The 21,363-nt window shown below is 70.0% G+C and carries 20 protein-coding genes; 12 read left to right on the top strand and 8 right to left on the bottom strand.

Features of this window, described 5'->3' with window-relative positions; translation table 11 throughout:
• Positions 1 to 36: 36 nt before the first annotated feature.
• The gene (locus KCG34_RS20860) at positions 37 to 1,419 is read left to right on the top strand and encodes a DUF4139 domain-containing protein (RefSeq protein WP_211937529.1); all 1,383 of its coding nucleotides are present in this window, start codon (positions 37 to 39) and stop codon (positions 1,417 to 1,419) included.
• 4 nt (positions 1,420 to 1,423) lie between these two features.
• Positions 1,424 to 3,019, top strand: a complete 1,596-nt coding sequence (locus tag KCG34_RS20855; protein WP_211937528.1) for a DUF4139 domain-containing protein — start codon at positions 1,424 to 1,426, stop codon at positions 3,017 to 3,019.
• Positions 3,020 to 3,032: 13 nt separating this feature from the next.
• On the opposite strand, the gene KCG34_RS20850 is transcribed toward KCG34_RS20855, so the two are convergent.
• The 4 genes from KCG34_RS20850 to KCG34_RS20835 all read right to left on the bottom strand — a co-directional run bounded on the left by KCG34_RS20850 (position 3,033) and on the right by KCG34_RS20835 (position 7,081).
• Positions 3,033 to 3,779, bottom strand: a complete 747-nt coding sequence (locus tag KCG34_RS20850; RefSeq protein ID WP_211937527.1) for a DUF1134 domain-containing protein — start codon at positions 3,777 to 3,779, stop codon at positions 3,033 to 3,035.
• Positions 3,780 to 3,864: 85 nt separating this feature from the next.
• A complete protein-coding gene (ftsA, locus tag KCG34_RS20845) occupies positions 3,865 to 5,193 on the bottom strand; it encodes a cell division protein FtsA (protein WP_211937526.1) in 1,329 nt (442 codons plus the stop codon).
• A gap of 21 nt (positions 5,194 to 5,214) precedes the next feature.
• Positions 5,215 to 6,168, bottom strand: coding sequence for a cell division protein FtsQ/DivIB (locus KCG34_RS20840; protein WP_211937525.1), 954 nt, complete (start codon positions 6,166 to 6,168; stop codon positions 5,215 to 5,217).
• A complete protein-coding gene (locus tag KCG34_RS20835) occupies positions 6,137 to 7,081 on the bottom strand; it encodes a D-alanine--D-alanine ligase (protein ID WP_211937524.1) in 945 nt (314 codons plus the stop codon). The genes KCG34_RS20840 and KCG34_RS20835 overlap by 32 nt, the downstream gene beginning before the upstream one ends.
• Before the next feature lie 177 nt (positions 7,082 to 7,258).
• On the opposite strand from KCG34_RS20835, the gene KCG34_RS20830 reads away from it, so the two are divergent.
• Both KCG34_RS20830 and KCG34_RS20825 read left to right on the top strand, forming a co-directional pair.
• Positions 7,259 to 7,642: a hypothetical protein gene (locus KCG34_RS20830; RefSeq protein ID WP_211937523.1), complete on the top strand. Its 384-nt coding sequence runs from the start codon at positions 7,259 to 7,261 to the stop codon at positions 7,640 to 7,642.
• Between the two features lie 61 nt (positions 7,643 to 7,703).
• Positions 7,704 to 8,150, top strand: a complete 447-nt coding sequence (locus KCG34_RS20825) for a cupin domain-containing protein (protein WP_211937522.1) — start codon at positions 7,704 to 7,706, stop codon at positions 8,148 to 8,150.
• Positions 8,151 to 8,159: 9 nt separating this feature from the next.
• On the opposite strand, the gene KCG34_RS20820 is transcribed toward KCG34_RS20825, so the two are convergent.
• The gene (locus KCG34_RS20820) at positions 8,160 to 9,530 is read right to left on the bottom strand and encodes a M28 family peptidase (RefSeq protein ID WP_211937521.1); all 1,371 of its coding nucleotides are present in this window, start codon (positions 9,528 to 9,530) and stop codon (positions 8,160 to 8,162) included.
• 119 nt (positions 9,531 to 9,649) lie between these two features.
• Between KCG34_RS20820 and KCG34_RS20815 the strand changes: the two genes are divergently transcribed.
• Both KCG34_RS20815 and KCG34_RS20810 read left to right on the top strand, forming a co-directional pair.
• Entirely contained in the window at positions 9,650 to 10,465 is an 816-nt protein-coding gene (locus tag KCG34_RS20815; protein ID WP_211937520.1) for an alpha/beta fold hydrolase, read from the top strand.
• A 72-nt stretch (positions 10,466 to 10,537) separates the two neighbouring features.
• Positions 10,538 to 11,119 (top strand): TetR/AcrR family transcriptional regulator, encoded by a 582-nt coding sequence (locus tag KCG34_RS20810; RefSeq protein ID WP_249138099.1) that lies wholly within the window; start codon positions 10,538 to 10,540, stop codon positions 11,117 to 11,119.
• Between the two features lie 3 nt (positions 11,120 to 11,122).
• Here the strand turns inward: KCG34_RS20810 and KCG34_RS20805 are convergent, their stop codons facing one another.
• Together KCG34_RS20805 and KCG34_RS20800 are read right to left on the bottom strand one after the other, a co-directional pair.
• Positions 11,123 to 12,151, bottom strand: a complete 1,029-nt coding sequence (locus tag KCG34_RS20805; protein WP_211937519.1) for a glutathione S-transferase N-terminal domain-containing protein — start codon at positions 12,149 to 12,151, stop codon at positions 11,123 to 11,125.
• 10 nt (positions 12,152 to 12,161) lie between these two features.
• Entirely contained in the window at positions 12,162 to 13,250 is a 1,089-nt protein-coding gene (locus KCG34_RS20800) for an MBL fold metallo-hydrolase (RefSeq protein ID WP_211937518.1), read from the bottom strand.
• A 187-nt stretch (positions 13,251 to 13,437) separates the two neighbouring features.
• On the opposite strand from KCG34_RS20800, the gene KCG34_RS20795 reads away from it, so the two are divergent.
• The gene (locus KCG34_RS20795; protein ID WP_211937517.1) at positions 13,438 to 14,730 is read left to right on the top strand and encodes a YceI family protein; all 1,293 of its coding nucleotides are present in this window, start codon (positions 13,438 to 13,440) and stop codon (positions 14,728 to 14,730) included.
• A gap of 89 nt (positions 14,731 to 14,819) precedes the next feature.
• Positions 14,820 to 15,797, top strand: a complete 978-nt coding sequence (locus KCG34_RS20790) for an NAD(P)H-dependent flavin oxidoreductase (protein ID WP_211937516.1) — start codon at positions 14,820 to 14,822, stop codon at positions 15,795 to 15,797.
• Between the two features lie 13 nt (positions 15,798 to 15,810).
• Here the strand turns inward: KCG34_RS20790 and KCG34_RS20785 are convergent, their stop codons facing one another.
• The gene (locus KCG34_RS20785; RefSeq protein ID WP_211937515.1) at positions 15,811 to 16,575 is read right to left on the bottom strand and encodes a nucleotide-binding protein; all 765 of its coding nucleotides are present in this window, start codon (positions 16,573 to 16,575) and stop codon (positions 15,811 to 15,813) included.
• 406 nt (positions 16,576 to 16,981) lie between these two features.
• Here KCG34_RS20785 and KCG34_RS20780 point away from each other — a divergent pair, with 406 nt between their 5' ends.
• The 4 genes from KCG34_RS20780 to fghA all read left to right on the top strand — a co-directional run bounded on the left by KCG34_RS20780 (position 16,982) and on the right by fghA (position 21,345).
• Positions 16,982 to 17,995: a sterol desaturase family protein gene (locus KCG34_RS20780; RefSeq protein WP_211937514.1), complete on the top strand. Its 1,014-nt coding sequence runs from the start codon at positions 16,982 to 16,984 to the stop codon at positions 17,993 to 17,995.
• Positions 17,996 to 18,021: 26 nt separating this feature from the next.
• Positions 18,022 to 18,777 carry an SDR family oxidoreductase gene (locus KCG34_RS20775; RefSeq protein ID WP_211937513.1) on the top strand — a complete coding sequence of 252 codons (756 nt, stop codon included), beginning with the start codon at positions 18,022 to 18,024 and terminating at the stop codon, positions 18,775 to 18,777.
• A gap of 112 nt (positions 18,778 to 18,889) precedes the next feature.
• On the top strand, positions 18,890 to 20,431 hold the full coding sequence (locus KCG34_RS20770) for an acetyl-CoA acetyltransferase (protein WP_211937512.1): 1,542 nt from the start codon (positions 18,890 to 18,892) through the stop codon (positions 20,429 to 20,431).
• A gap of 68 nt (positions 20,432 to 20,499) precedes the next feature.
• Complete coding sequence (fghA, locus tag KCG34_RS20765; RefSeq protein WP_211937511.1) at positions 20,500 to 21,345, top strand: S-formylglutathione hydrolase; 846 nt, start codon at positions 20,500 to 20,502, stop codon at positions 21,343 to 21,345.
• The last annotated feature ends 18 nt before the right edge of the window (positions 21,346 to 21,363 follow it).

Below are 21,363 nucleotides of genomic sequence, written 5' to 3'. Positions count from 1 at the left end.
CAGCGTCACCGCAAAGCAAGGCGGGGACCACGCACCATGGGAAAGACCGCACTCCTGACCGCATCGGCCATGGCCCTGGCCCACGCCGCCCTCGCCGCGGACGCGCCCAAGCTCTCGGTGACCATCTATAACGCCGACCAGGCCCTGGTGCAGGACCAGCGCCTCCTGGACATCGCCAAGGGCCGCCAGCGACTGGAGTTCAAAGACGTCTCCGCCGCCATTCGCCCCGAGACGGTGACCCTGTCGGCCGACGCGATCGGCGTGGTCGAGCAGAACTTCGACTACGACCTTTTGACCCCCGGCAAGCTGATGGAGAAGGCGGTCGGGCATGAGGTCACCATCGTCCGCACCAATCCCGGCAACGGCCAGCAGGTGACCGAGAAGGCCACGGTGCTCTCGGCCAACGAGGGCGTGGTGCTGAAGATCGGCGACCGCATCGAGGTCCTGCGCGACGACGACGTGCCCACCCGGGTGATCTTCGACAAGGTGCCCGACAACCTGCGCGCCCACCCGACCCTGTCGGTGACGGTGGATTCCGAACGCGCCGGCCAGCGCCTGGCCACGCTCAGCTACCTGACCACGGGCCTGTCGTGGAAGGCCGACTATGTCGCCCTGTTCGACGAGAAGGCCGCCAAGCTGGACCTGCAGGGCTGGATCACGCTGGAGAACCACTCCGGCGCGCCCTATGTCGGCGCCGAAACCCAGCTCGTGGCCGGCCATGTGCAACTGGCCCAGGGCGACGACGCAAGCGACCAGAGCGATGGGCTTGCCGCCGTCCGCGCCGCGGGGACCGAAGCCGACGAAGGCCCCGGCAAGGAACTGGGCGACTATCACATCTATAGCCTGCCCGAACGGACCACGATCGCCCAGAACCAGACCAAGCAGGTCGGCTTCCTGCAGGCCGATGGCGTCGCCGCGCACAAGGTCTACCAATGGAGCGCCGGCTGGTTCCAGACCCAGCAGCAGCCATCCGCCGCCGTGGTGGTGGTGGACTTTGTGAACTCGCGCGGCTCGGGCCTCGCCGCCGGCCTGCCGGCCGGGACCATGCGGGTCTATGAGCGCGACACGGCGGGCGAGCCCAAGTTCGTCGGTGAGAGCCAGATCGGCCACACGCCGCAGGGCTCGGAACTGGCGGTCAAGATCGGCGACGCCTTCGACGTCACGGTGCAGCCGACCGTCACAGCCGAGACCAAGATCAGCAAGACGCGCACGCGCTATTCCATGACCTATGTCGCCCGCAATGCGCGCCGCGAGCCGGTGACCGTCGAGCTGCGCCAGGGCGGCCTGTGGCGCGACGGCAAGGTGCTGAAGGAGAGCCTGCAGAGCCGCCGCATCGACGCCCACACCCTGGGCTGGTCGATCCCCGTACCCGCCAACGGCCAGACCACCCTGACCTTCGACGTCGAGACCGGCTGGTAGCCCCGTGGGCGGAAGGCTCACCCAACTGATCTTTGCGGTCGCGTTGGCTCTGCCGGTCTTGGCGCGGGCGGACACGATCTCGGCCGCGCCCGAAAAGGTCGAGGTGGTGGTCTATCGCGACCGCCCCGCCCGCGGCGCCGACCTGGCCCGTGAAGACCCGGATTCCGCTCACGGCCTCGCCCTGGTCACCGAGACCCGTACGGTCGACCTGCCCGCCGGCCGCACGCGCCTGAGCTTCGAGGGCGTGGCCGACGGGATCATCCCCGAGAGCGCCGCGGTCGAGGGCCTGCCGGGCAGCCTGGCCGAGCGCAATTTCGACTACGACCTCTTGAGCCCCGGCTCGCTGATCGCCCACCTGACCGACCAGCCGGTCCACATCGTCCGCACCGACCGCAAGACCGGGCGGGAAACCAGCGAGGCGGCCACCGTGCGCGCCGGCCCGGACGGGGTGGTGCTGCAGACCGCGGCCGGGGTCGAGGCCCTGCGCTGCAGCGGCGGGCCTGAGAAGCTGGTGTTCGACAGCCTGCCCAAGGGCCTGGCCAGCCGCCCGACGCTGTCGGTGGTCACCGACACGCCCGCCGCTGGCCGCTACCAGGTGCGGGTGAGCTATCTCAGCGTGCGGATAGACTGGGCGGCGGACTACGTCGCCCGCATCAGCCCCGACGGCAAGAGCCTGGACCTGACCGGCTGGATCACCCTGGCCAACCACAGCGCCGCCAGCTTCGCCGACGCGCCGACCGCCGTGGTCGCCGGCCGCCTGGCCCGGGTTCCGGCAGACCTGCCGACGGCCGCGCCGCAGCACCTTAAGACCGGCTGCTGGCCCATGGGGACCAGCCACCATGGCGTGCCGAGGCCAGAGATTCCGGCGCCACCACCCCCGCCGCCGATGGCGCTGATGGCTCCCATGCCGGCGCCCCCTGGCATGCGCGAGGAGGTCGTCGTCACCGCCCAGAAGCGCACCGTTCAGACCGATCTCGGCGACTACAAGCTCTACAGCCTGGTCGAGCCGACCACTGTGGCCGCCCATCAGGTCAAGCAGGTCCAGTTCCTGCACCAGGCCAAGGTCGGCTTCGATCCTGTCTATCGCTATGACGTGGAGATCGGCGACAATGGCGAAGCGCCGCCGCCAGACCAGACCATTCCCACCCGCCTGGTCCTTCGCCTGAAGAACAAGGCGGCCGACGGGCTGGGCGAGGCCCTGCCGGCGGGTCTGGTCTCCTTCCGCCAGGCCGAGCCGGGCGCGCCGGGACATGAGCTGTTCCTGGGTCAGGCCGGCATGCGCGACGTGCCCGTGAACGAACCGTTCGAACTGAACCTGGCCCAGTCGCCAGAGGTCGTGGTGCGCCAGGAAATCGTGAGCGCGAAGCAGCTGGGATGGGGAACCGATCATCGCCGGCTACGCGCCGAGATCGCCGTCAGCCTGTTCAATCACCGCGCCGATGCGGTCATCACCGAAGTCCGTCAGCCTCAGGCCGAGGGCCTGACGATCGTCGCCGAATCCCTGTCACACGACATCCGGGACGGCGCGCCGGCCTGGCGCATCGCATTGGCGGCGCGGAGCGAGACGACCCTGACCTACACGGTCGAATTCGACAACTGAGCCGCGACCGCGCCTACAGCGGCAAGAGGTGCTGTTTGCGGGTATAGGCCAGGTAGCCGATATTGGCGCCCAGGCGCAGGCCGACGCCGGCGCGGATGGGGGCCAGGGTGATGTCCTCGGCGCGCTGGTAGTTCACCCCCAGGCCGCCGATCAGATAGGCGCTGCCGTCCACGCCGGGGAAGCGGCGATAGATCATGTCCGGGTACTGAAGATTGTAGCAGAGGGTGAACACCCGGCTGCCGTTGCCGCCCCAGTCCCAGCCGATCGATGGCCCCTGCCAGAACACCTCTGCCTCGGGCTGGTGCTTCATGTAGAGGCGGCCCTTGCCGTAGCGCAGGCCGACGAAGAACGCGCCCGAGCCTTCCTCGCCGGCGATGTAACCGGTGGGGCGACCGTTGTCGCGGAAGATGCGCTCGACCACCGAGGCGGCGGCCTCGGCCGCCACACCGAAGAAGTCCGAGACCTGGTTGACGATCTCGTCCTTGGAATAGGTCTCGGCCTTGTAGTTGGGCGTCAGCCCCTGGCGGGGCGGCGGCATGGCGCCGGCGTCGTCGCGCTCAGGCGGCGGGGCGGGCGGCGGCGCGGCCTGGGCCGGCGGCGCTTCGGACGGAACTTCCTGGGCCTTCGCCACCGGGGGCGGAGGCGGCACGTCCTGGGCCGGCGGCTCGTTGCGGGCGGGAGGCTGCAGCTCCTGGGCCCGGGCTACGGCGCTGGCGCCGAGATAGGCGAGGCTGGACGTGATCAGCAGTCGGCGGTCCATCGGAGTCTCCGAATCAGTATCAAGCCGACCTTTTCATCGCATTGGGACAGGTTTGCGGCGCGGAAAAAATGCGCGGGCGCCGCCTTTAGAGGTTGTCCTTCAGCCACTGGGCTGCGCGCGACAGGGGATTGCCACTCTCGGTCTTGGCCGGCTGCTGGGCCTTGCCGCCCCCCGCCAGAGTGCGCAGCGAGACCACTTCGCGCGGGCCGAAGGCAGCGCGCTGCAGGATGCCGGCGGCGGCGCAGAAGGCCGGGCCGGAAGCGGCGTCGGCCAGGTGCGGCAGGCGGCGTGGACGGCCCAGGCGCACCGGCCGGTCGAACACCCGCACAGCCACTTCGCGCACCCCGGCCAGCTGGCTGGCGCCCCCGGTCAGCACAAGGCCGGCGCCAGGGTCCAGCGGCGCACCCGAAGCCTTCAGCCGCTCGCGCAGCAACTCCAGGGTCTCCTCGACCCGCGGCGCGATGATGCCCTTGAGCATCGAGCGCGGGGCGATCACCGGCCCTGCGCCCGGATCGTCGCCGCGCGGCGGGGCCTCGATCATCTCGCGGTCCTCGTTGGCCGAGGCGATGGCCGAGCCGTGCAGAGTCTTGATCCGCTCGGCGCCGGCGATGGAGGTGGACAGGCCGCGGGCGATGTCGGCGGTGACGTGCGCCCCGCCCACCGCCAGGCTGTCCACATGGATCAGCGAGCCGTTGGCGAACACCGCCACCGAGGTCGAGCCGCCGCCCATGTCGACACAGATGCAGCCCAGGTCCATCTCGTCGTCTTCCAGCGCCGCCAGGGCCGAGACGAAGGGCGAGGCCACCGCGCCCTGGAACTCCAGGTGCGCGCGCTCGACACAATAGCCGAGGGTCTGGAACACGGTCTCGCTAATCGAGACCACTAGGAGTTCGAGGCCAAGCTGGCGGCCGAACATGGAACGGGGATCGCGCACCCCGCGCTGGCCGTCCACCGACCAGGCGATGGGCAATAGGTGGACCGGCCGCCGGCCCGGCAGGCGCACCTGCGACAGGGCCTGGCCGATGGCCTTGGACAGGTCGGCGTCGACGATCGGCCGGGCGCCCAGGCTGACCTGGGCCGAGACACGGTGGCTGGCCAGCTGGCCGCCGGCGGTGGCCACGGTCACGCCCTGGATGCTGGCGCCGGCGACCTGCTCGGCCCGCTCCACCGCCAGCGCGATGGCGTCGGCCGCCTCGTCCATGTTGACGATCGAGCCGCCGCGCACGCCGCGCGACTGCACGTGGCCCACGCCCACGGTCTGCAGGGTGCGCGCCTCGCGGTTCACCCCGCCCGGCTTCATGATGAAGCAGGTGACCTTCGAGGCGCCCAGATCGAGCGCGGCGACCAAGGGCTGCCGACCCGCCAAAACCTTCAATCCTTCCCGGGCTTCACGCCGGTCCTCAAGCCGCGACATTCCGTCGAACCCCCAAATATCTCAAGTACCAGCGGTCCCTGCCTGTCCGGGTGCGGCGTCCTTCGGCCGCACCGTGACCATCTCGGGATCACGCAGGTCGATCCGCGCAAAGCCCAGCTCCAGTATCCGCGACTTCTGGTCCAGCTGGTCCAGCTGGATCAGCGCCGCGTCCTCTCCGGTCGGCGGCAGCTGGATCAGCCCGCCGTCGTTCATCCTCAGGTCCCAGCGGCGCCCATCGACGCGCACCAGGGCGTCCAGGCGCTGGGTCAGGCGTGGCCGCGAGGCCACCAGCGGCAGGATCTGAGCCGCAGCGTCATTGGCGCCCTCGCCCACCACCAGCGGCAGTTGCGGGAAACGCGCCGGATCGGCCTCAGGGATGGTGTGGCCCTCGCTGTCGATCACCAGGGTGTGGCCCTGGTGCTGCCAGACGGCCAGGGTGGTGCGCGGGATCACGGCGATGACGATGGTGTCGGGCAGGAGGCGTACGATCCGCGCCTGCTTGACCCAGCCGACCTTCTCCACCCGCGCGCGCAGCGCGGCGAGATCGAGGCCCAGGATCGGCTGGCCGGCCTCGACCTGGGCCGCGGCCTTGATCGAGTCTTCCGCCATCTGCGGCGCGCCCTCGATCTCGACCTTGGCCACCTTCAGGCCGATGGCGGCGGTCATGCGGTCGAAGGGGCTGGTTCCTGCGGCGGCCGAGGGCTGGCCGCGGCGCTCGGCGACCAGGGCGCCGGCCAGGGCGATCAGCACCGCCAGCACCGCGACGCCGAGGGCGATGTGCGGCGGCAGGCCGACGCCGCGCACCGCGCCCAGCTTGGCGGGCGTGTAGGCTCTGGAGGGGCCCTTGGGCGGCTTGCCCTTGGCCCTGGGCTGCGGCTTTGCGGGCGCAGAGCCGCGCGCCGGGCCGCCGCCCGGGGCCTTGGATCGGGGCTTGGGCGGGCTGCTAGGCGCGCCTCCCCTCACCGTCACGGCCATACGCGTCCTCCACGATCCAACAAACCAACGCGTCGAACCCGATTCCGACATGAGCCGCCTGTTCGGGAACGAGCGACGTGGGCGTCATGCCGGGCTGGGTGTTGACCTCCAAGAGGACCAGAACGTCGTTAACATCGTCATAACGAAGGTCCGATCTGGTAACCCCTCGGCAACCAAGCGCGGCGTGCGCCGCCTCGGCCATCCTCATGGCTTTCTCATTGATTCCAGGCGGTAATTTCGCCGGAACCACATGCATTGAGCCGCCTTCGCCGTACTTGGCGTCATAGTCGTAGAAGCCGGTGCGCGGCAAAATATCGGTAACGGTTATCGCCTTGCCATCCATCACCGCCACCGACAGCTCCTTGCCGGGCACATAGGGCTCGACCATCACCTCTTCGCCATAGGCCCAGCTGGGCGCCACCACGTCCTGCGGCGGGCCGTTGGCGCCCTCGAACACCAGCAGCACCCCGACCGAGGAGCCCTGGGCGTTGGGCTTGACCACATAGGGCGGGGCCATGACGTGTTCGCGGGCGATCTCGTGGCGGTTGAACAGGCCGCCGCCGGGGACGGCGACGCCCGCCGCGGCCAGCACCGCCTTGGCCTTGGCCTTGTCCATGGCCAGGGCCGAGGCCAGCACGCCGCTGTGGCTATAGGGCAGGCCCAGGGTCTCCAGCACACCCTGCACGCAGCCGTCCTCGCCCCAGGCGCCGTGCAGGGCGTTGAACACCACGTCCGGCTTCAGCGCCGTCAGCACCTGGGCCAGGTCACGGCCGGCGTCGATGCGGCTGACCCGCGCGCCCGAACGCTCCAACGCGTCGGCGCAGGCGGCCCCGGTCACCAGCGAGACGTCGCGCTCGGGCGACAGCCCGCCCATCAGCACGGCGACGTGTTGGCCCGCGAGGCGTCCGCTCATTGATCTCTGCTCCGGCATCTCGCGCGCTTGTAGCCCGATCCGCAGGCGCTGTTGAGCCCCCGGCCATGCGCGTCCGGCTGTCACATCGACACCAGTCGATTTTGGCTGTTCATCTATAGAGGAAATGAGTCGTTCACCAATTGGCGCGTCAAATTACTGCACGCGAAGGAGAAGCAGATGTTCTTGATCAGTGCAGCCGTGGCGACGTTGCTGATGCCGGCGAGCGACGAAACGAGCCAGGCGCAGCTGCAGGCCAAGATCGACGCGGCCAAGGAAGCCTATCACAGCTGCATCTTCGCTCAGGCGGCCCAGCTTTACCGTGGCCGCGACGACAAGCGGCTGGAGCAGAGGATTGGCGAATCCTGCACCGCGCAGTTCGACGGCTGGCTGGACGCCATGTCGATCGACTCCTTCCCCGAGGCCCGCTCGGCGGCCAAGGACGCCATGACCCCGATCCTGCGCGAAGCCATCCACCTGGCCGTGCTGGCCGAGGTCGAATATCGCCGCACCGGCCGTCGCCCGGCGCCGGCGGCGGCTCCGGTTCCGGCCTCGGCGACCTGACGCTCGACTTTCCCGGGCGGCTTCCCATCTTCGGACTTCACCCGCCGAAGACGAGCCGCCCATGCCCAAGATCGACCTCGACGCCATAGAGCCTGCGCTGGGCTGCAGCTATCCCGCGCCCTACGACCAGCCCCTGGCCCGGCGGACCGCGCGCGACGTCGGCGCCGCGGGGGGCCTGACAGACTTCGTCGCCATCCATGTGGTGCTGCCGCCCGGCTGCTGGTCCTCGCAGCGCCACTGGCACGAGGGCGAGGACGAACTGGTTGCGGTGCTGTCCGGCGAGGCGGTGCTGATCGACGACCATGGGCGCCGTCCAATGAAGGCCGGCGACGTGGCCACGTTTCCCAAGAACGACGGGAACGGCCACTACCTGATCAACGAGAGCGACCGCGACTGCATCCTGATCGGGGTCAGCCTGCCGGAGCGCTCGCTGGTCCACTATCCCGATATCGACCTGCTCTGGTCGCCGGAAACCGGCGAGACGCACGTGGATGGGACGCCGTATTGAGCGGCAGGCCTACTTCCCGCCCTTCCTGAAATCCACGTCGCTCTCGGCCACGGTGTAGATCAGGGCGGCCCAGGCGGCGACGTTCTGGTCCAGGCTCTTGCGGTCGACCCGCTCGATCACATCGTTGGCCGAGTGGTGGGTGTCGAAATAACGGCTGGCGTCCTGGTAATAGGTCATGATCGGCGCGCCCAGGGCCTGCAGGCCCTCGATGTCGGCGCCGGCGTCATCGGCAGGGGCCTTGTCGACGATGATCTTCAACGGCGCGAGCAGGTCGGCCAGCCCCTTCAAGGCTGGGTCGGCCACACCGCCGGGTGCCAGGCGCAGCTTGTAGATGCGGTCCGAGCCCAGGTCGCTCTCTCCGCCGAGGACGATATTGGCGACCTCGCCCTTGTGCGCGGCGGCATAGGCCGCGCCGCTGCCGTCGGTCTCCTCCGAGCCGAACATCACCACCCGCACCGTGCGCCGGGGCGCGCGCGGCAGGTCGGCGATCAGCTTGCCCGTGGCGGTGGTGATGGCCACGCCGGCGCCGTCGTCGATCGCGCCGGTCCCCGGGTCCCAGCTGTCGAGGTGGCCGCCGATCACCACCACCTGCTCGGGATGCTCGCGCCCCTTGATCTCGCCGACCACGTTCCAGGCCTGGGCGTTCTGGGTGATATGGGAGTCCAGCTTCAGCCGGATGGTGACCGGCTGGCCGCGGGCGGCCATGCGATCGATCAGGGCCGCGTCGACCGGCGACAGGGCCGCCGCCGGGATCGACGCCGGCTCCATGTTACCCGTGTGGGGAAAGCGGTCGTCGGCGGTCGAGAGCGAGCGGATCAGATAGGCGACGGCGCCGCGCCTGGCGGCCTCCTGCGGGCCGATCACCCGCATCAGGATCACGGCGCCATAGCCGGCCCCGTTCTCGGTGCGCACCATGGGCTCGGTCACGACGGCGATCTTTCCGCTGAGCGAGCCAGTTGGGGCGGCCAGCATGTCGGCATAGGTGTGGAACAAGGCGATGGGCGCCTCGATCCCGTCCGGCGGGGTGGGGATCGTGCCGCCGAGGCCGAGGATGGCCAGCTTCTGCGGATAGGGCCCGGTGATCTCGGCCGACTCCGGCCCGCGGGTCCAGGCCTGCTTGCTGAACGGCTCGACGTGGACGTTGCTGAAGCCCAGGGCCTTCAGCTTGGCCACGCCCCATTCCATGGCCCGCTTCTGCGCCGGCGAGCCAGTCGGCCGCGGGCCGACCTCGGTGGTCAGGGATTCCAGGATGTCATAGGCGGGCGAGCCGGCCAGGGCCTTGTCGCGCAGGGCGGCGGCGGTCTCGGGGATGGACTGGGCCTGCACGGCGCCGGCGACGAGCGAAACGGCGAGCGCCAGGGCGGAAACGGTTGAGCGCATGGGTCCTCCAGCAAGCGGGGCACACTGTCCGACGACTCACGGCGACGCCAGAGGGGTTCCTGCTTCCTGACCGATCGGTAATGTGATATAGATATCACTTGCCGAAATGGAGGGCGGACATGCTGGCTGGCGCGGAACTGACCAAGGTCGAGGTGGACGGGGTTCAGATCGCGGTGGAGCGGATCGGCCATGGGGCCCCGGTGGTCTGCCTGACCGCCGTCGGCCATGACGCCCGCGACTTCGACCCGCTGGCGCAGCGCTGCCCGGACGGGTTCGAGTTCATCCGCATCGAGTGGCCGAGCCACGGCCGCTCCGGCCCAGATCACGAGCCGGTCGATCCGGGCCGCTACGCCGAGCTGCTGGCCGGGGTCCTGGGCGTGCTGGGGGTGAGCCGGCCCGTCCTGATTGGCAATTCGATCGGCGGGGCGACGGCGGTCCGCTACGCCGCCGCCCTTCCCGTCCGCGGCCTTGTGCTCTGCGACAGTGGCGGGCTGGTGGCGGTGGACGCCACGGCCCGGCGATTCTGCGGCCTGGTCGAGGCCTTCTTCGCCGCCGGGGAACGCGGCGCGGCCTGGTTCCGTGCCGCCTATGCGCTCTACTACCGCCTGGTGCTGCCGACCCGCGCCGCGGCCGCCCATCGGCGCGAAATCGTCCGCAACGGCCCGCGCCTTGCACCGCAGCTGCGCCAGGCCTGGGCCAGCTTCGCCCGGCCCGAGGCCGACATCCGCGACCTCGCCGCGAACCTCGACATTCCTATCTGGGTCGCCTGGGCGAAGAGCGATCGGGTGATCCCTCTCTCCTTCTGCCGTCCGGCGATCGACCGGCTGAAGCGCGCCAGCCTGACGGTGTTTCCAGGCGGGCACAGCCCGTTCCTTGAGCAGCCGGACAGCTTCGCCAAAGGTTTCCGCGCCTTCGCCGCCGGCCTCGGCGACTAGCGGCACAGACCCTGTCAATATATCGTCCTTGCGCCGTGAAGCCTTCCGCCCGCGGCCGAAGGAGACCCTTGCGTGCTCGAAGCCGCAGCCCTGGAGACCGACGGGCGCCGCCGGCGATCGGCGGACAGCCGCGCGCGCATCGTCGCCGCCATGGTCGAGCTGGTGCAGGAGGGCCAGATCGCCGCCAGCGCCGAACAGGTGGCCGAGCGCGCCCAGGTGGGCTTGCGCACCGTGTTCCGCCACTTCAACGACATGGACAGCCTGTTTCGCGAGATGTCGCTGATCGTCGAGGACCGGGTCGCGCGTGAGATCGAGGGCGGCCAGTTCGACGGCCCCTGGCCCGAGCGGCTGGCCGAGGTGGTCCGCCGTCGCGCGGCCCTGTTCGAGCTGATCACCCCGTTCAAGCGCGCCGAGGCTTCGCAGCGGCATCGTTCGCGGTTCCTGGAGCAGGACATCCAGCGGCTGAACGGGCGCCTGCGCGAGCTGCTGCGCGAGATCGCCCCGCCCGAAATCGTCGCCGACGCTGCGACCTTCGAGGCCCTGGACCTGTTGTTCAGCTTCGAGGCCTGGGACCGCCTGCGCCGCGAACAGCGCCTGTCCCCCGACGCCGCCCGCGCGGTGCTGCTGTCGGCGGCCCAGCGGCTGGCGGGCTGAGGGTCAGGCGAACAGGGCCTCGCAGCCCGTTCCCGCCAGCGCCCGGTCCACCGCAGCCCGGGCGTCGTCGCCCAAGCCCGCCCGGCCCTCGCGCAGCCACTGCACGCACTTGCCCTGATAGGGGAACGGGGCCTGGGTCCAGGCCTGGCCATCGACGGTGGCCTGGACCGCCTCGGCCCGGCCCATCAGCGCCCGGGCGTTGGCCAGCATGACCGGCGCATAGACCCGGCCGATCTCGGCCAGAAGCGCGGTCAGGGTCTCAGGGATCGCCTCGATCGGGGTCCAGTCGCCCTCGGCAGGCTCCAGGCCCGACAGATCCTCCATCATCCCGACCCAGGCGAACACCCGGGGCGCCGCCTTCAGGGTCTCGGCCATCGGCGTCGGGTCGAAGCCGGCGAGCTGGGTCAGCTGGCCGAACACGCCGAAGTCGCAGGCGCCCGGGCGGCGGCCGAGGAGGAAGGGCTGGCGGGTCAGGTGGGCCTCGAAGGCGGCGATGAAGCGCCGGTAGCTGGCCTCGATCACCGGCCCGGTCACGGCGTTGGAGCCGACCACCCCCAGCCGCCCGATCTGGCGCTCGGCGAACGCCTTGGCCATGGCCGCATGGGTCTCGCCCGAGATCGACACCCCGCGCCACAGGGGCAGGATGCGGGCCGACTTGTCGATGTCCTCGGCATAGGACCAGCGATAGTGGAACATGGCCTTGGTCAGCCACTCGTCGGCATAGTCCTCGATCAGGGCGTCGAGGAAGGCCAGGGCGGGGTCGGACGGGATCACGGATCGGCCGGCGCGCTCCTTTTCCAGCCGGCGGATGATCGGGCTGGAATCGACCACCGCCTCCAGCTCGCCGTCCGGTCCCGGCAGGTAGAAGGTCGGCAGCAGTTGCACCTTGGGCTTGGGCATCCCCGCCAGGCCGTCCACGCTGGCCAGCAGGAAGCGATAGGGGATGCGGCGATAGCGCAGCACCGCCAGCATTTTGCGGGTATAGGGCGACCCCGGCGCGCCGCTTAAGGCGATGCGGTCGGTCTCGGTCATGGCTCTGCTCCTATCGCAGCAAGAGGCGGCTGGTCTGGCGGATCTCGGTCCCGCCCGGCGGCAGGCTGAAGAAGTCGCCGTCGTGGCCGACGCGGATCGGCCCGTGATAGATTTTCGGCGCGTCGCCCAGGAACGGCCCCTCCAGCGCCTTGATCGGCAGGGGCGGGATCACGTGGGTGAAGACCAGCATCCGCACATGGTCGCGCTCGGCTATGCCGGCGGCCTGCTCGGGCGTGGTGTGATAGCTCAATATGTCGTGCAGGATCGCGGCCAGGTTGGTGCGGCCGTGGCGCAGGGCCGCCTGGCGCTGCATCTCCACCAGCCGCGGCTGCAAGCCCTCGTGCACCAGAAGGTCGGCGCCCCGCGCCTCGGCCTCCAGCCGCGCCGAGGGGGCGGTGTCGCCGCTGACCACCACCCGCCGCCCCTTGTAGGCGAACAGATAGCCGACCGCCGGATCGACGGGGCCGTGATCCACCGGGAAGGCCACCACCTTCAGATCGGCGTCGTCGATCAAGGTCACGTCCACCGCGGTCTTGTTCATGGGAAAGGCGTGCGGCGCGCCGCCGAAGCCGGGCGGCGGCACCACCTTGGGCCCGTGATGGGCGATGCGGTAGCCGCGGTCCAGGCCATAGGCGGCCATGAACCCGCCCACCACCTGGTCCACCCCGGTCGGGCCATAGACCGGCAACGGCGCGCCGGCCGCACCGCCGGCCCAGTGCTGCAGCATCAACTCGCCCAGGTCGCCGATGTGGTCGGAATGGAAGTGGGTCAGAAACGCCGCCTCGGCCCGCGCCGGCGGCAGGTTCATCAGGGTCAGGTTGCGCACGCTGCCGGGACCGGAGTCGACCACGAACATGCGCCGCCCGGCCACCACCACCGTGCAGGGCCCGGCCCGCGCCGGATCGGCCATGGGCGAGCCCGTGCCGCAAAGGCCGACATGCAGGCCGTCGGGCAGGCTCTGCAACGGATCCTGAGCCAGGGCCTGATCATAGACCCGCGCCATCAGCCTCAGGGCCGCCGCACCTCGCGCGAGCCAGACGCCCGCGCCGATCACGGCCACCACGCCCAAGACGACAAGCCACCCGCTCACCCGGCGCATGCGCTTTCCCCCGCCGCCGACTGTCCGGCTCGACGGCATAGTGGCACGCATTATGCCAATTTCAAGCTGCGCCCGCGCGTGCGCACGGCGCCAGCCGCCGGATTGCCGCCTCAATGACCGCCCCTATATGCTGCAGCGCTCGAACCTTGGCCGACGGCGCCGGGACGATCGCCAGAAGGAGCCCCGCATGAGCGCTGCGCCGCGTGACCGCTACACCACCGTGGCCATCGTGCTGCACTGGCTGATCGCCGTGGCGATCGTGTTCCAGATCCTTTTGGGCTGGCGCATGGGCTGGGCGCCCAAGCACAGCGCCTTGGCCTTCGCCCTGTTCCAGCTGCACAAGTCGGTGGGTATCACCATCCTGCTGCTGAGCCTCGTCAGGCTGGGCTGGCGCCTCGTGAACAAGCCGCCGCACGTGGACCAGCCGGCCTGGGAAGCGGCGGCGGCCAAGATCGTCCATGTGGGCTTCTACGGCCTGATGATCGGCCTGCCGCTCACCGGCTGGCTGGCGGTGTCGGCCAGCCCGACCGGCATCCCCACCCTGCTCTATGGCGCCATACCCTGGCCGCACGTGCCGGGCGTGGCCGAGTTGGCCGCCCCGGCCAAGCACGTCTGGTATGCCAATTCCAAGGAATCGCACGAGATCCTGGTCAAGATCGCCTACCTGTTGCTGGCCCTGCACCTGGGCGCGGTGGCCAAGCACCAGATCATCGACCGCGACCGGGTGTTCGCCCACATGGCGGCCGGGGCCAAGCCGGGCATTGCCGAGCCGCGCCTGTGGCTGACCGCGGCGGCCTTCCTGGCGGTGATCGGGGTTGGCCTGACCTACCGCCCGCCCCTGCCGCAAGCCGCCGCCGCGCCGCCGCCCGCCCCGATCGCCCAGCCCGAGCCGCCCGCGCCGGCCGCTTCCGCCGCTCAGCCGGCTTCGTCGGCGCCCGCCCAGTCCGCAGCAGCAGCGGCCCAGACCGCCGAAGCGCCCCTGCCGCCGGCCCAATGGACCGTGCGCAAGGGCTCCAGCCTCGGCTTCACCACCACCTGGTCGGGCCAGACGATCCAGGGCCGCTTCGACCGCTGGACCGCCGACATCCGGTTCTCGCCGGACGCCCTCGACAAATCCCACATCAAGGTCGAGATCGACCTGGCCTCGGCCGCCACCGGCGACCCCCAGCGCGACGCCACCCTGCCGACCGCGGACTGGTTCGACGTCGCCACCCATCCCAAGGCCGTCTTCACCGCAGCCAAGTTCCGCAAGACCGGCGAGGGCCGCTTCGTCGCCGACGGGACCCTGGACCTGCGCGGGGTGAAGAAGCCGGTCAGCCTGCCCTTCACCCTGAAGATCGACGGCAAGACCGCCCGCGCCAGGGGAACCGTCGGCCTCGATCGCACCGCCTTCGGCGTCGGCCAGGGCGAGTTCGCCTCGACCGACTCGGTCCCCGCGGCGGTCCAGGTTCAGGCGCAGGTCACGGCGGACCGGCCCTGACCTCCCCGTTTCCAAACGCAACGGCCTTGACAACCCTCGCGTAAACCCGGGTCCTTGGCGGCGAACCAACAACGCCAGGGAACCGCCCCATGAAGACCCGCATCACCGAACTGTTCGGCATCAAGCACCCGATCATCCAGGGCGGCATGCACTATGTCGGCTTCGCGGAGATGGCGGCGGCGGTCTCCAACGCCGGTGGCCTGGGGATCATCACCGGCCTGACCCAGGGCACGCCCGAGAAGCTGGCGGCCGAGATCAAGAAGTGCCGCGGCCTGACCGACAAGCCGTTCGGGGTGAACCTGACCTTCCTTCCCTCGGTCAATCCGCCGGACTATCCGGGCTATGTGAAGGCGATCATCGACGGGGGGGTGAAGATCGTCGAGACCGCCGGCAACAATCCGCAGAAGTGGCTGCCGGCGCTGAAAGAGGCCGGGATCAAGGTGATCCACAAGTGCACCTCGGTCCGCCACTCGCTGAAGGCCGAGTCCATCGGCTGCGACGCGGTCAGCGTCGACGGCTTCGAGTGCGGCGGGCATCCGGGCGAGGACGACGTCGGCAACTGGGTGCTGCTGCCGCGGGCGGCGGAAGAGCTGAAGATCCCCTTCGTCGCCTCGGGCGGTTGCGCCACCGGCAGCCAGCTGGTCGCCGCGCTGGCCATGGGCGCGGACGGCCTGAACATGGGCACCCGCTTCATCGCCACCAAGGAAGCGCCGGTGCATGATAACGTGAAGCAGGCCATCGTCGCCGCCAGCGAGCTCGACACACGCCTGGTCATGCGCCCGCTCCGCAACACCGAGCGCGTGCTGGTCAACGCCGGGGTCGAGCGCCTGCTGGAGAAGGAGCGGACCCTGGGCGCCAACATCAAGTTCGAGGACATCTTCCCCGAGGTGGCGGGGGTCTATCCGAAGATCATGGTCGAGGGTCAGATGGACGCCGGCGCCTGGTCCTGCGGCATGGTCGCGGGCCTGATCCACGACATTCCGACCTGCCAGGAGCTGATCGACCGCATCATGACCGAGGCGGAGGCCATCATCCGCGGCCGGCTGGCGGACATGCTGGCGGGCTGATCCCGCCAGCCGCTCAGGCGGCGTTGGGCATCATCGCGGCCGCCGGCGCCGCCTGGGGCGCCCAGCCCTGGGCTGGCGCGACGGCCGGGGCCGGCGGAGCCTGGTGCAGCGGGCCGCCGGGGGCGAACAGACGCAGCACGTCGCCGGCATAGAGTTCGGCGTTGTTGCGGGCCGATTCCAGGCCGGAGACCTGTTCGGGGTCCAGGCTGTCGAGGGTGCCGCCGTTCCAGAACATGGCCCGGAAGGCTTCCTTTTCGATCAGCGGCGTTTCGATGATGGCGATCCGCTCGGCGCGCAGCTGGCGCACCACCAGGCCGAACGAGCGGGCGCGGATCGCCGCCGGCAGGCGGGTGAAGACGCAGGCGTGCGGCAGGCGCCGGTCGAAGAAGGTCGCCATGTTCTGCAACGAGCGCGAAGTGCGGATCGCCTCGGCGGCCTCGAGCGGCGAGGCGCCGACCGGGATGATCGTCAGGTCCGGCTTGATCGCGCCCACCTGGTCCCAGGACCGAGCCGTGCCTTCGGTGTCGACGATCAGCCAGGCCCCCTGAGCGCGGGCGTCGTCCAGCGCCTGCAGCAGCTGGGCGCTGGTGCGCGCGGGGAATACGGTCAGGTTCTCCAGGCCCGCGGCGTGCGTGCGCCAGCGCATGATCGGCTGGTTGGTGTCGGCGTCGATCACCGAGACGTTTTCGCCGCGCCGGGCGAGGCCCAGGGCCAGGGTCAGGGCGGCCGTCGTCTTGCCGGCGCCGCCCTTGGAGCTCATGAAGGCGATGGTAGGCATGACGCCTCCGAGGTCTGCAGGTTTTGCGCCTGGGATACGCCGCCGATGCGCAGTCTTCACCCAGGGTCGCGTCGCCATGACTATCCAGGTGTTATGGTTAACAACCCCTTGCCTGCCCCCGCCATACCCAAAGCGGGACAAGGAAATGCGCGGGTCGGCCGCCGCTTCGCCTCGCCCTGGACTTCCAAAATCGATCGGGTCCTTTGAATTCGGATCGGCGGCGCGGGAGTTCAACGCGACCTGAAGCGATACTCGTCCAGCCTGATGGCTCGCAGAAGACAAACATCTCCTGTTGCGGCCCGCTCCAACCGGCGCCATCGATGGCCTGAAGCTTGCTGACGAGCCAGCGTGTTTGCGGCGCAGGGGCTATCTGGTGTCGAATTCGGAAGTGAACAGTGACACGCGCGTGCGCAACGCGATCCTGTCCGGCTTTCTGATCTACCTCGCCCTCGGCGCGGCGGTCAGTTGGGGGATCGAGCGGCTGACGCCGGATACACTGCGCCTTGCGATCGGCGGCCACGTCGCGACGCTGACCCAGCTACATCGCCGCATCTTCGCCACCGCCGCGGTCATGGTGCTGGTGATACCGGCCATCTTCGTGCTCGAGCTCTGCTTCGTCGGCTGGCGCCGCAGCTCGATGCGGCTGCTCCTGATCGATCACCCCCGCTCCAGCCTTTCCGACCTCGTCTGCTTTCTGGGTTGGCAGGGCCGCATCATGTCGGCCCTGACTGTGGTGATGAGCCTGGGCGTGGCCCTGGTCTCGGGCGCCTGGCTGCATCAGCAGCTAGCCGCCGCGATCGGCTTCGACCTGACGCTGGCGCATCTGCCGCCGGCGGTTCAGTTCGCCGGCTATTTCGTGCTGTTCTCGTTCTTCGACTATTGGGGCCACCGCCTGGACCATACGCATTGGTTCTGGCCGCTGCACCGCTTCCACCATGCGGCCGAGGACTTCTGCGTGCTGAACTCCGTGCGCACCCACCCGGCGGTGTTCACGGATCTGGTGGCGGTCGTCACGCCCGCGGTGATCTGCGGCGTCCAGCCCGAGACCCTGGTCCAAGTCAACTTCTTCGTTCTGGTGCTGCGCTACTTGATCCACTCCCGGATCGACTCCACCTGGGGCTTCGTCGGGCGGTGGCTGCTGCAGTCGCCGAACCATCATCGCCTGCACCATATACTCGACCTGTCGGTTCCGGTGGGGCACTTCGCCCTCGTGCCCCTTTGGGATCGCCTGTTCGGCACCTGGCGCGGCGACGCCGACCAGAGCCTGGTGATCGGGGTCGAGACCCCCTATCGCCACGGCGCCTGGATCGGCCCGGACCTATGGCGGGACTATCGCGATTTCTGGGCCGGCCTCCTGCCTGCCAGAAGCGCGGTCAAGCCCGCGGCCGCAGCCGCAGGACAGATCGGGGTCGAGGGCTGACACTCCCCTAGCCGAGGCGCCATCTCATGTCCGCTCACACCAAGTTCGCCCTGGTCACCGGCGCCGGCAGCGGCATCGGCCGCGCGGTCGCCCTGGCCCTGGCCCGAGAGGGCTGGAGCGTGGCCCTGGCCGGCCGCCGTCTCGGCGCGCTGGAGGAGACCGCCGCCCTCGCCGGCCCCGTAGCCCGTATCCTGGCCGTCGCCGCCGACGTCTCGGACCCCGATCAGGTCGCCGCCATGTTCGGCCGGATCGAGGCTGAGTTCGGCCGCCTCGACCTCCTGTTCAACAACGCAGGGACCGGCGCTCCGCCCGTCCCGCTCGAAGAGCTGTCGTTCGATCAGTGGCGGCGGGTGGTGGACGTCAATCTGACCGGCGCCTTCCTTTGCCTGCAGGCCGCCTTCCGCCTGATGAAGGCCCAGGCCCCGCGCGGCGGGCGGATCATCAACAACGGCTCGATATCGGCCCATACGCCCAGGCCCAACTCGGCGCCCTACACGGCGACCAAGCACGCCATCACCGGCCTGACCAAGGCCGCCGCCCTGGACGGCCGCGCCTTCGACATCGCCGTGGGCCAGATCGACATCGGCAACGCCGCCACCGCGATGACCGCCCGCATGGCCGGCGGCGTCCCTCAGGCCCATGGCGGGATCGCGGTCGAGGCGACCATGGACGTGGACGTGGTCGCCAGGAGCGTGCTGCACATGGCCGCCCTGCCGCTGGACGCCAACGTGCTGACCATGACCGTGATGGCGACGAAGATGCCGTTCGTCGGACGCGGCTGAGCCCCCGCAAAAAACCTGCCGCCCCTGACGCTGCGTCGCCGTAGAGCCCGGCCCGAATGCGGGCTATCACCGATCAGGCTCTTTGAAAGGCCGCCAACACGGGAGGTTCGCCTTGGACGCGCTTACGCCGGTCATCATCGGGGTCGGGGAAGCTTCCGAACGCATAGACGCGCCGGACTATCGGGCGCTGTCGCCGGCGGACTTGGCGGGCCTCGCCTCGCAAGCCGCGCTGGACGACGCCGGCGCCGGCCAGGCGATCGCCCCGCACATCGACCTGATCGCCGCCATCCGCCAGTTCGAGGTTTCGACCCCGCGCGCCGTTCCGCCCTTCGGCGCCGCCGACAACTTCCCCAGGGCCATCGCCCGCCGCCTTGGCGCCGACCCGGCCCGCGCGGTGCTGGAGGTGACCGGCGGCCAGGGCCCCCAGCACCTGGTCAACGAGCTGTGCCAGGCGATCCACGACGGCGCGGTCGAGACGGCCCTGATCACCGGCTCGGAATCCATCTCCACCGTCCGCCACCTGCAGGCCCAGGGCGAGACGCGCGACTGGGCCGAGAGCGTCGGCGGCCAGATGGAGGACCGCGGCTATGGGGTCAGCGGCCTGATCACCGGGGATCTCATTCGCCATGGGGCGATGACCCCGATCAGCGTCTACGCCCTGTTCGAGAACGCCCGCCGCGCCCGTCTCGGCCTTGACCGCCAGGCCTACGCCCTGGCCATGGGCGAGCTGTTCGCGCCGTTCACCGAGGTCGCCTCGCACAATCCGCACGCCATGTCCCGCGAGGTCTATACCGCCGAGCAATTGGCCACAGTCACCGCCGCAAACCGGCTGACTTCCGATCCCTTCCCTCGCCGCATGGTTGCGCGCGACCAGGCCAATCAAGGCGCGGCGGTGCTGATGACCTCGCTGGGCAAGGCCCGCGAGCTGGGCGTGCCGGAGGAGAAGCTGGTCTATCTGCACGGCGGGGCAGACGCCAAGGAGCGCACCGTGGTCGAGCGCGAGGACATCTCTCGCAGCCGGGCCTCGGTCCTGGCGGCGCGCCAGGCCCTGGCCGCCGCCGCGCTTGAGATCGACCAGATCGACCTGTTCGACCTCTACAGCTGCTTCCCCATCGCCGTGTTCAACATGCTGGAGGGTCTGGACCTGGCGCTGGACGACCCGCGCCCCTTCACCATGACCGGCGGCCTGCCCTTCTTCGGCGGGGCCGGCAACAACTACTCCATGCACGCCATAGCCAGCATGGTCCGCGCCCTGCGCGAGCGGCCCGGCGACTATGGCCTGGTGGGCGCCAACGGCGGCTTCCTGTCGAAGTATTCCGTCGGGATCTATTCCACCCGGCCGGCGGCCTGGCACGGGACCGACAGCAAGGCGCTGCAGGCCGAGATCGACGCCTGGCCGGCGCCGACCATGGTCGAGGCCGCGGAGGGCTCGGCCACGGTCCTGACCTACACCATCGACTACGCCGGCAAGGCGCCGCGCGGGATCATCGTCGGCCATCTGGACCACGGCGGCGGCCGCTTCGTGGCCATGACCGATCCTGCCGATCCGGCGGTCGTCGAGGCCATGATCGCGCGCGACCCGCTGGGCGCGCGGGTCACGGTCGCGACCAACGCCGAGGGCCTGACGATCATCCAGGCGTTCGATCCAGCCTGAGGGCTTGCCGCAACGGCGGCGCCTCTCTAGTCATCCGCGGTCCCTGAAATCTCCCCAGGCAGGCCGCCATGACCTTCGAGACCGTGTCCACCACCAAGAGCTTCGGCGGCGTCCAGGGCGTCTATCGCCACGCCTCGGGCGAAACCGGGACCCCGATGACCTTTTCGGTGTTCCTGCCGCCCCAGGCCGAGGCCGGCGCGCCCCTGCCGGTGGTCTGGTACCTGTCGGGCCTGACCTGCACCCACGCCAATGTCACCGAAAAGGGCGAGTTCCGCAAAGCCTGCGCCGAGCTGGGCCTGATCTTCGTCGCCCCGGACACCAGCCCGCGCGGCGAGGGGGTGCCGGACGACGCCGAGGCCGCCTACGACTTCGGCCTGGGCGCCGGCTTCTATGTCGACGCCACCCAGGCGCCGTTCGCCGAGAACTACCGGATGTACAGCTACATCACCGGCGAGCTGCCCGCGCTGATTCAGGCGCATTTCCCGGCCGACATGGGCCGGCAGGCGATCATGGGCCATTCCATGGGCGGCCACGGGGCACTGACCATCGCCCTGAAGAACCCCGACCGCTTCCGCTCGGTTTCCGCCTTCGCCCCGATCGTCTCGCCGATGCGCTGTCCCTGGGGGCATAAGGCGCTGGGCGGATATCTGGGCCGGGACCAGGCCGCCTGGCGCGCCCATGACGCCACCGCCCTGATCGAGGACGGCGCGCGGGTGAAGGAGATCCTGGTCGACCAGGGCGGGGCCGACAATTTTCTGGAAAGCCAGCTGAAGCCCGAATTGCTGCAGGCGGCCTGCGAAGCGGCGGGCCTGCCCCTGACCCTGCGTCTGCAGCCCGGCTACGACCACAGCTACTACTTCATCTCCAGCTTCATGGACGACCACCTGCGCTGGCACGCCGAACGGCTGGCCTGACCTTGCCGCCGCGTCGAG

The organism is Phenylobacterium montanum (assembly GCF_018135625.1).
Lineage (GTDB): Bacteria > Pseudomonadota > Alphaproteobacteria > Caulobacterales > Caulobacteraceae > Poindextera > Poindextera montana.
The sequence above is the reverse complement of the archived record's forward strand: the minus strand, read 5'-3'. Positions and strand labels throughout refer to the sequence as shown.